This window comes from Oceaniovalibus guishaninsula JLT2003 (assembly GCF_000299575.1).
GTDB classification, from domain to species: domain Bacteria; phylum Pseudomonadota; class Alphaproteobacteria; order Rhodobacterales; family Rhodobacteraceae; genus Palleronia; species Palleronia guishaninsula.
Window position 1 is genome coordinate 23,647 of record NZ_AMGO01000030.1, and the last position, 6,403, is coordinate 30,049.

Genomic DNA, 6,403 nt, shown 5'->3' on the forward strand with positions numbered 1-6,403 from the left:
CTGCCCGTCAAGCCCCGTGGCGCGGAATTTACGGTTTACGGCGGCTTGCGATTGCGTAAAGCTCGGGTTCCCGACACCGCGTCGGCCGCCGCAAATCCAGGGAACCCTCCATGCCGCAGAACGCGCCCGTTCTCGACGTTCGCGACCTGACGACGATCTTCCATACCCGCACGGGCGAGGTTCATGCCGTCAATGGCGTCAGCTTCGACTTGCGGCGCGGCGAATTGCTGGGCGTCGTGGGCGAAAGCGGATCGGGCAAGTCCGTCACCATGATGTCGCTGATCGGCCTGCTGCCCACCCCCCCGGCCGAGATCCGCCACGGCACCGTGACGTTCGAGGGCCGCGATCTGCTGCGGATGGACGATGCGGGCCTGCGGCGCATCCGCGGCGACCGGATCGGCTTCGTCTTCCAGGATCCGATGACCTCGCTCAACCCGGTCTTTCCCGTGGGCCACCAGATCGCCGAGCCGTTGCGCAAGCACATGCGCCTCAACCGCCGTCAGGCCCGCGACCGCGCGGTCGAGCTGCTGGAACTGGTCGGCATCCCCGACGCCGCGCGCCGCCTGGGCGATTATCCGCACCAGTTTTCGGGCGGCATGCGCCAGCGGGTGATGATCGCCATCGCGCTGGCCTGCGATCCCGACGTGCTGATCGCCGACGAACCCACCACCGCGCTCGATGTGACGATCCAGGCGCAGATCCTCGAACTGGTGAAGGATCTGCGCGAAAAGCTGGGCATGGCCATCGTCTGGATCACCCACGATCTGGGCGTGATCGCCGGCATCGCCGACCGCGTGATGGTGATGTATGGCGGCCAGATCGTCGAACACGCGGCCGTGCGCGAGATGTTCGCGCGGCCGCGCCACCCCTATACCCGCGCGCTGCTCAAGACCGTCCCGTCGGTGCGCGGCCGCCGCGAACCGCGCCTGACGGTGATCGAGGGGCAGCCGCCGATCCTGACCGCCGCGCCCGATGCCTGCCCGTTCCGCGACCGCTGCGCCTATCGCTTCGACGCCTGCGACCGGCGCAATCCGCCGCGCTTCGACGTGGGGCCGGGCCACGACGCGGCCTGCTTCTGGGATTTCGACGCCGACGCCCCGCGCGGCAGGGTCGCCGCCCATGCTTGACGCCGGGACGGGCCGCGAACCGCTGGTGCGCGTGCGGGATCTGAAGATGCACTTCCCCATCCATTCGGGCCTGCTGCGCCGCCGGACCGGCGCGGTGAAGGCCGTCGATGGCGTCACCTTCGACATATCCCAGGGCGAGACGCTGGGCCTTGTGGGCGAATCGGGCTGCGGCAAGTCCACCTGCGGCCGCGCCATCCTGCGCCTTTACGACATCACCGGCGGCAGCGTCACCATCGCCGGCCGCGACGTGGCCCATGCCGGCCCGAACGAGCTGCGGCGCATGCGCCCGACCATGCAGATGGTGTTCCAGGATCCGCAGGCGTCGCTGAACCCGCGCATGACGGTCGCGCGCATCATCGCCGAACCGCTGGACGAACATACGCGCCTGTCGCGCGCCGAAAAGACTGCGCGCGTGCACGACCTGATGGACCGCGTGGGCCTCAACCGGGCCTTCGCCAACCGCTATCCGCACGAATTTTCGGGCGGCCAGCGCCAGCGCATCGGCATCGCCCGCGCGCTGGCGCTGAACCCGCGCTTCATCGTCTGCGACGAACCCATCGCGGCACTCGACGTGTCGATCCAGGCGCAGGTCGTCAACCTGCTCGAGGAATTGCAGGACAGCCTCGGGCTGACCTATCTGTTCATCAGCCACGACCTGTCGATGGTGCGTCACATCGCCGACCGCGTGGCGGTGATGTATCTGGGCAAGATCGCCGAACTGTCGCCGCGCGACGACCTTTATGCCGATCCGCTGCACCCCTATACGCGCGCGCTTCTGTCGGCCGTGCCCGAACCCGACCCCGAAGCGGCGGCCGCGTCCAGCCGCACGATCCTGACCGGCGACGTGCCCTCGCCCGCCAATCCGCCGAAGGGCTGCAATTTCTGCACGCGCTGCCCCTCGGTCATGGACATCTGCCGCCGCATCGACCCCGATTTCCGCGAGGTGGCGCCCGGCCGTCACGTCGCCTGTCATCTTTACGACACGACCCAAGATGGCCGCCCAACGGCCGCGCCAATCCCCACCCGACAAGGAGAGACCCCATGAAACTGAAAACCGTCCTCATCGGCGCGACCGCGCTCGCCGCGATCGCGCCCATGGCCCACGCGCAGGAAACCGGCGAACGCGGCCGCAACGGGCAGCTCAACATCTTCTACTGGCAGGCGCCCTCGACGCTGAACCCCTATCTTTCGGGCGGCACCAAGGAAGTTGAAGCCGCCTCCCTGGTGCTGGAACCGCTGGTGCGCTTTTCGGAAACGGGCGAACTGGTGCCGTGGCTGGTCGATGAAATCCCCACGGTCGAGAATGGCGGCGTCAGCGACGATCTGACCTCGATCACCTGGACGCTGTCCGAAGGCGTCACCTGGTCCGACGGCACCCCGCTCACGGCCGAGGATGCGGTCTTCACCTGGCAATACTGCACCGATCCCGAAGGCGGGTGCGCGCAGGCCAGCTATTTCGACGGCGTCGAGAATGTCGAGGCCGTGGACGACCGCACGATCAAGGTCACGTTCTCGGGGCCCAAGCCCTTCCCATATACGGCCTTCGTCGGGTCGGAATCGCCGATCATCCAGAAGGCGCAGTTTCAGGATTGCCTGGGCGCCAAGGCCCCCGAATGCACCGAAGCGAACTTCAACCCCATCGGCACCGGCCCCTATGTCGTCGATGAATTCCGCCCCAACGACGTCATCAGCTATTCCGCGAACGAGAATTTCCGCGAGGAAGGCAAGCCCGCCTTCGCATCGGTCAACTTCAAGGGTGGCGGCGACGCGGCGGCGGCGGCCCGCGCGGTGCTGGAAACCGGCGAATACGATTACGCCTGGAACCTGCAACTCGCCCCGGAAATCCTGACCAACATGGAAGCGGCTGGCCTCGGCACGGTCGTCGCGGCCTACGGCACGTCCGTCGAACGGATCGAGGTGAACCAGACCGATCCCGACCCGTCGCTGGGCGATGCGCGGTCCACGACCGAACACCCGCATCCGTTCCTGACCGATCCGCGCGTGGTTCAGGCTCTGTCGAAGGCCATCGACCGGCAGCTTCTGGTCGATATCGGCTATGGCGCCGCCGGACAGCCCACCTGCAACATCCTGCCCGCGCCCGAAATCTATGCTTCCACCGCCAACGACGACTGCCTGACCTACGATCCCGAAGGCGCCAAGGCGCTGCTGGAAGAAGCGGGCTGGACCGACACCGACGGCGACGGCATCCGCGACAAGGACGGCCGCAAGCTCAGCGTGCTCTACCAGACCTCGACCAACGCGGTGCGCCAGGACGTGCAGGCCATAATCAAGCAGGAATGGGAAGATATCGGCGTCGAGACGGAACTGCGCAACATCGACGGGTCGGTGTTCTTCGGCGGCGATCCGTCCAGCCCCGACACGTTCCAGAAATTCTATGCCGACCTCGAAATGTACACCAACAACTTCTCTGGCGTTGATCCCGAAAGCTACATGGCGTCGTGGAAATGTTCCGAGATCCCCGGCCCCGACAGCCAGTGGCAGGGCCAGAACATCCCCCGCTTCTGCTCCGAGGAATACGATGCGCTGGTGGACAAGCTGTCGCAGACGGTCGAACTGGAACAGCGCGGCGAGATCGTGAAACAGCTCAACGACATGCTGGTTCAGGGCGGCGCGCTGATCCCGCTGATCCATCGCGGCAACCCGGCGGCGCATGCCAAGACCCTGGGCGGCGTCAAGATGTCGGACTGGGACAGCGAACTCTGGAACATCAAGGACTGGTATCGCATCCAGTGATTCCGCAAGGGGGGCCGGCGTTTCGGCGCCGCCCCCATCCTCGGGGACAGGCCATGACCGACCGCATCGCTGACGGCGCGCGCGCGCCCTTTCCGGCCGACCGGCACCTTGTGCCGCGACTTGTACGTTTCGGCCGTCGAAATGTACAAATTGTACGTTTCACGCCATGCTGACCTTCGCGCTGCGCCGCATCCTGATCTCGATTCCGACGCTGCTGGTCATCTCGCTTGCGATCTTCCTGCTGCTCGAACTCGCCCCCGGCGACCCGATGAGCCAGGTGCCCCTGACCGTCCCCGACGAGGTCAAGCAGAGGATGCGCGAGGCGCTGGGCATGGGCGAACCCATCCCGGTGCGCTATGGCAAATGGCTGCTGCAATTCTTCTGGGTCGAGCCGCTGAACCTGATAGACCATTGGTTCGGAACGACTTTCGCCGCCGGCGAACAGCGCATCCTGTCCTGGCAGACCCGCAGCCCGGTGATGGAGATTGTGGCCCAGCGGATGCCCCAGACGCTGTGGGTCGTCGGCATGTCCTATGTCGTCGGCGTGCTGATCGCCCTGCCCATCGGCATCTATTCCGCCTACCGGCAATATTCGGTTTTCGACCAGGCCGGCACCTTCGTGTCGATGATCGGCTATTCGGTCCCCCCGTTCTTTTCCGGCGTCCTGGTCATCGTCATCTTTTCCATTCAATTGCAATGGTTTCCGTCCGTCTATGACACCACGCATGTGGTCGATTCCTGGGACAGCTTCGTCGTGCAGCTTCGCCAGATGATCATGCCGGTGATGGTTCTGGCGCTTCAGACCACCGCCCAGATCAGCCGCTTCATGCGCGCCTCGATGCTCGACAATCTCGGGCAGGACTACGTCCGCACCGCCCGCGCCAAGGGCATGAGCGAGGCGGTCGTCGTGCTGCGCCATGTCCTGCGAAACTCGATGATCCCGGTCGTCACGGTCATCGCGCTGGGGGTTCCCGGCATCTTCGGCGGCGCGATCATCACCGAACAGGTGTTCAAGGTGAACGGCATTGGCCAGTTGCTGATCACCGCCATTCAGGGCGCGGATTTGCCGATGGTCCAGACACTTACGTTCATCTTCGCCGTGCTGATCGTCGGCTTCAACCTGCTGGCCGACATCCTTTACGGCCTTCTCGACCCCCGGATCCGCTATGACTGACCGTCCCGACCACACCGACGACGTGCCCGTCGCCGGCAACGAGGCGACGCCGGTGCCGTTCAATCCGGTCGGTGCCGCGCAGTCCCAGCGCCTGATCGAAGCGCCGCGCAGCCAGTTGCGCGATGTCTGGGACCAGTTCAAGACCCACAAGGGCGCGCTTTTCGGGGCGGGTTTCTTCGTGTTCATCCTGCTCGCCGTCCTGCTCGGCCCGCTGCTCTGGCCACTGGAGCCGACCTTCATCGACATCCGCGCGCGCAATTCCGGCCCGTCGCTGACCCATCCCTTCGGCACCGACCAGTTGGGCCGGGACATTCTGGCGCGGATGATCGCGGGGGGGCGCACATCGCTGGCGGTGGGTCTGACGGCGATGGCGCTGGCCCTGTTCCTGGGCACGCTGATCGGCGTCTTGTCGGGCTATTTCAGGCGGTTGGACGGAATTCTGATGCGGCTGACCGACCTTTTTCTGGCGCTGCCGTTGCTGCCGCTGCTGCTAGTGATGATGCTGCTTTTCCGCGACAGCCTGCGCGCCGCCATCGGACCCGAGACGGGAATTTTCCTGCTGGTCGTTCTGGGCATCGGCGTCACGTCGTGGATGCCCACGGCCCGGATCGTGCGCGGCGACGTGCTGGCGCTGAAGGAGCGCGAATTCGTGCTGGCCGCCCGGTCCATCGGCACGCCCGCCCGGCGGATGATCACCCGGCACATCCTGCCCAACGTTCTGTCGCCGGTGATGGTCAGCGCCACGCTGGGCATCGCCAACGCCATCATCACCGAATCGGCGCTGTCGTTCCTGGGGCTGGGCTTTCCTTCGGACTATCCGACATGGGGCAGCCTGCTGCGCGACGGCACCGATTACCTGCAAAGCTATCCCGAACGGGTGATCTTCCCCGGCGCCGCGATCTCGCTGACGGTGCTGGCGGTGAACTATATGGGCGACGGCCTGCGCGACGCGCTCGATCCGCGCATCCGCGGGCGCTAGGGAACATCGACGGGGCTTCGGCATTGGCGGGGATGCGAATTCGGCCCCGACCATGAGCACCGGCCGCGACCTGACGCGCGGTCCCGTCCACCGCGCCATCCTGTCCGTCACCGCGCCGATGGTGGTTGGCATCCTGGGCGTGATCGCCGTGGGTTTCGTCGATGCCATCTTTCTGGGAATGCTGGGCCAGCAGGAACTGGCGGTCGTGGGTTTCGTTTATCCCGTCACCACCGCGATCATCAGCCTGTCCATCGGCCTATCCGCCGGCGCCAACGCGGCGCTGAGCCAGGCCATCGGCGCGGGCGCGACGGGCCCCCGTGTCGACCGGATGGGCCTGCACGCGATGGGGCTGGGCCTGTGTCTGGGGCT

At 66.0% G+C, this 6,403-nt stretch carries 6 protein-coding genes; all 6 read left to right on the plus strand.

The features are described from left to right. Nucleotides 1-110: 110 nt before the first annotated feature. Nucleotides 111-1,127: an ABC transporter ATP-binding protein gene (locus OCGS_RS07980; protein ID WP_007426728.1), complete on the plus strand. Its 1,017-nt coding sequence runs from the start codon at nt 111-113 to the stop codon at nt 1,125-1,127. Beyond that, nucleotides 1,120-2,172, plus strand: coding sequence for an ABC transporter ATP-binding protein (locus tag OCGS_RS07985; protein ID WP_007426729.1), 1,053 nt, complete (start codon nt 1,120-1,122; stop codon nt 2,170-2,172). The genes OCGS_RS07980 and OCGS_RS07985 overlap by 8 nt, the downstream gene beginning before the upstream one ends. Next, nucleotides 2,169-3,881 carry a peptide ABC transporter substrate-binding protein gene (locus OCGS_RS07990; RefSeq protein WP_007426730.1) on the plus strand — a complete coding sequence of 571 codons (1,713 nt, stop codon included), beginning with the start codon at nt 2,169-2,171 and terminating at the stop codon, nt 3,879-3,881. The genes OCGS_RS07985 and OCGS_RS07990 overlap by 4 nt, the downstream gene beginning before the upstream one ends. 166 nt (nt 3,882-4,047) lie before the next feature. Next, the gene (locus OCGS_RS07995) at nt 4,048-5,055 is read left to right on the plus strand and encodes an ABC transporter permease (protein ID WP_007426732.1); all 1,008 of its coding nucleotides are present in this window, start codon (nt 4,048-4,050) and stop codon (nt 5,053-5,055) included. Further along, nucleotides 5,048-6,034, plus strand: a complete 987-nt coding sequence (locus OCGS_RS08000; RefSeq protein WP_007426733.1) for an ABC transporter permease — start codon at nt 5,048-5,050, stop codon at nt 6,032-6,034. The genes OCGS_RS07995 and OCGS_RS08000 overlap by 8 nt, the downstream gene beginning before the upstream one ends. Nucleotides 6,035-6,086: 52 nt before the next feature. Beyond that, a partial coding sequence (locus OCGS_RS08005; RefSeq protein WP_040610791.1) for an MATE family efflux transporter occupies nt 6,087-6,403 on the plus strand: 317 nt, incomplete at its 3' end.

Bases quoted from the DNA above. Each gene is read 5' to 3' on its own strand.
- OCGS_RS07985 (WP_007426729.1), top strand. From the start codon at position 1,120: ATGCTTGACGCCGGGACGGGCCGCGAACCGCTGGTGCGCGTGCGGGAT.
- OCGS_RS07990 (WP_007426730.1), top strand. From the start codon at position 2,169: ATGAAACTGAAAACCGTCCTCATCGGCGCGACCGCGCTCGCCGCGATC.
- OCGS_RS07995 (WP_007426732.1), top strand. From the start codon at position 4,048: ATGCTGACCTTCGCGCTGCGCCGCATCCTGATCTCGATTCCGACGCTG.
- OCGS_RS08000 (WP_007426733.1), top strand. From the start codon at position 5,048: ATGACTGACCGTCCCGACCACACCGACGACGTGCCCGTCGCCGGCAAC.
- OCGS_RS07980 (WP_007426728.1), top strand. From the start codon at position 111: ATGCCGCAGAACGCGCCCGTTCTCGACGTTCGCGACCTGACGACGATC.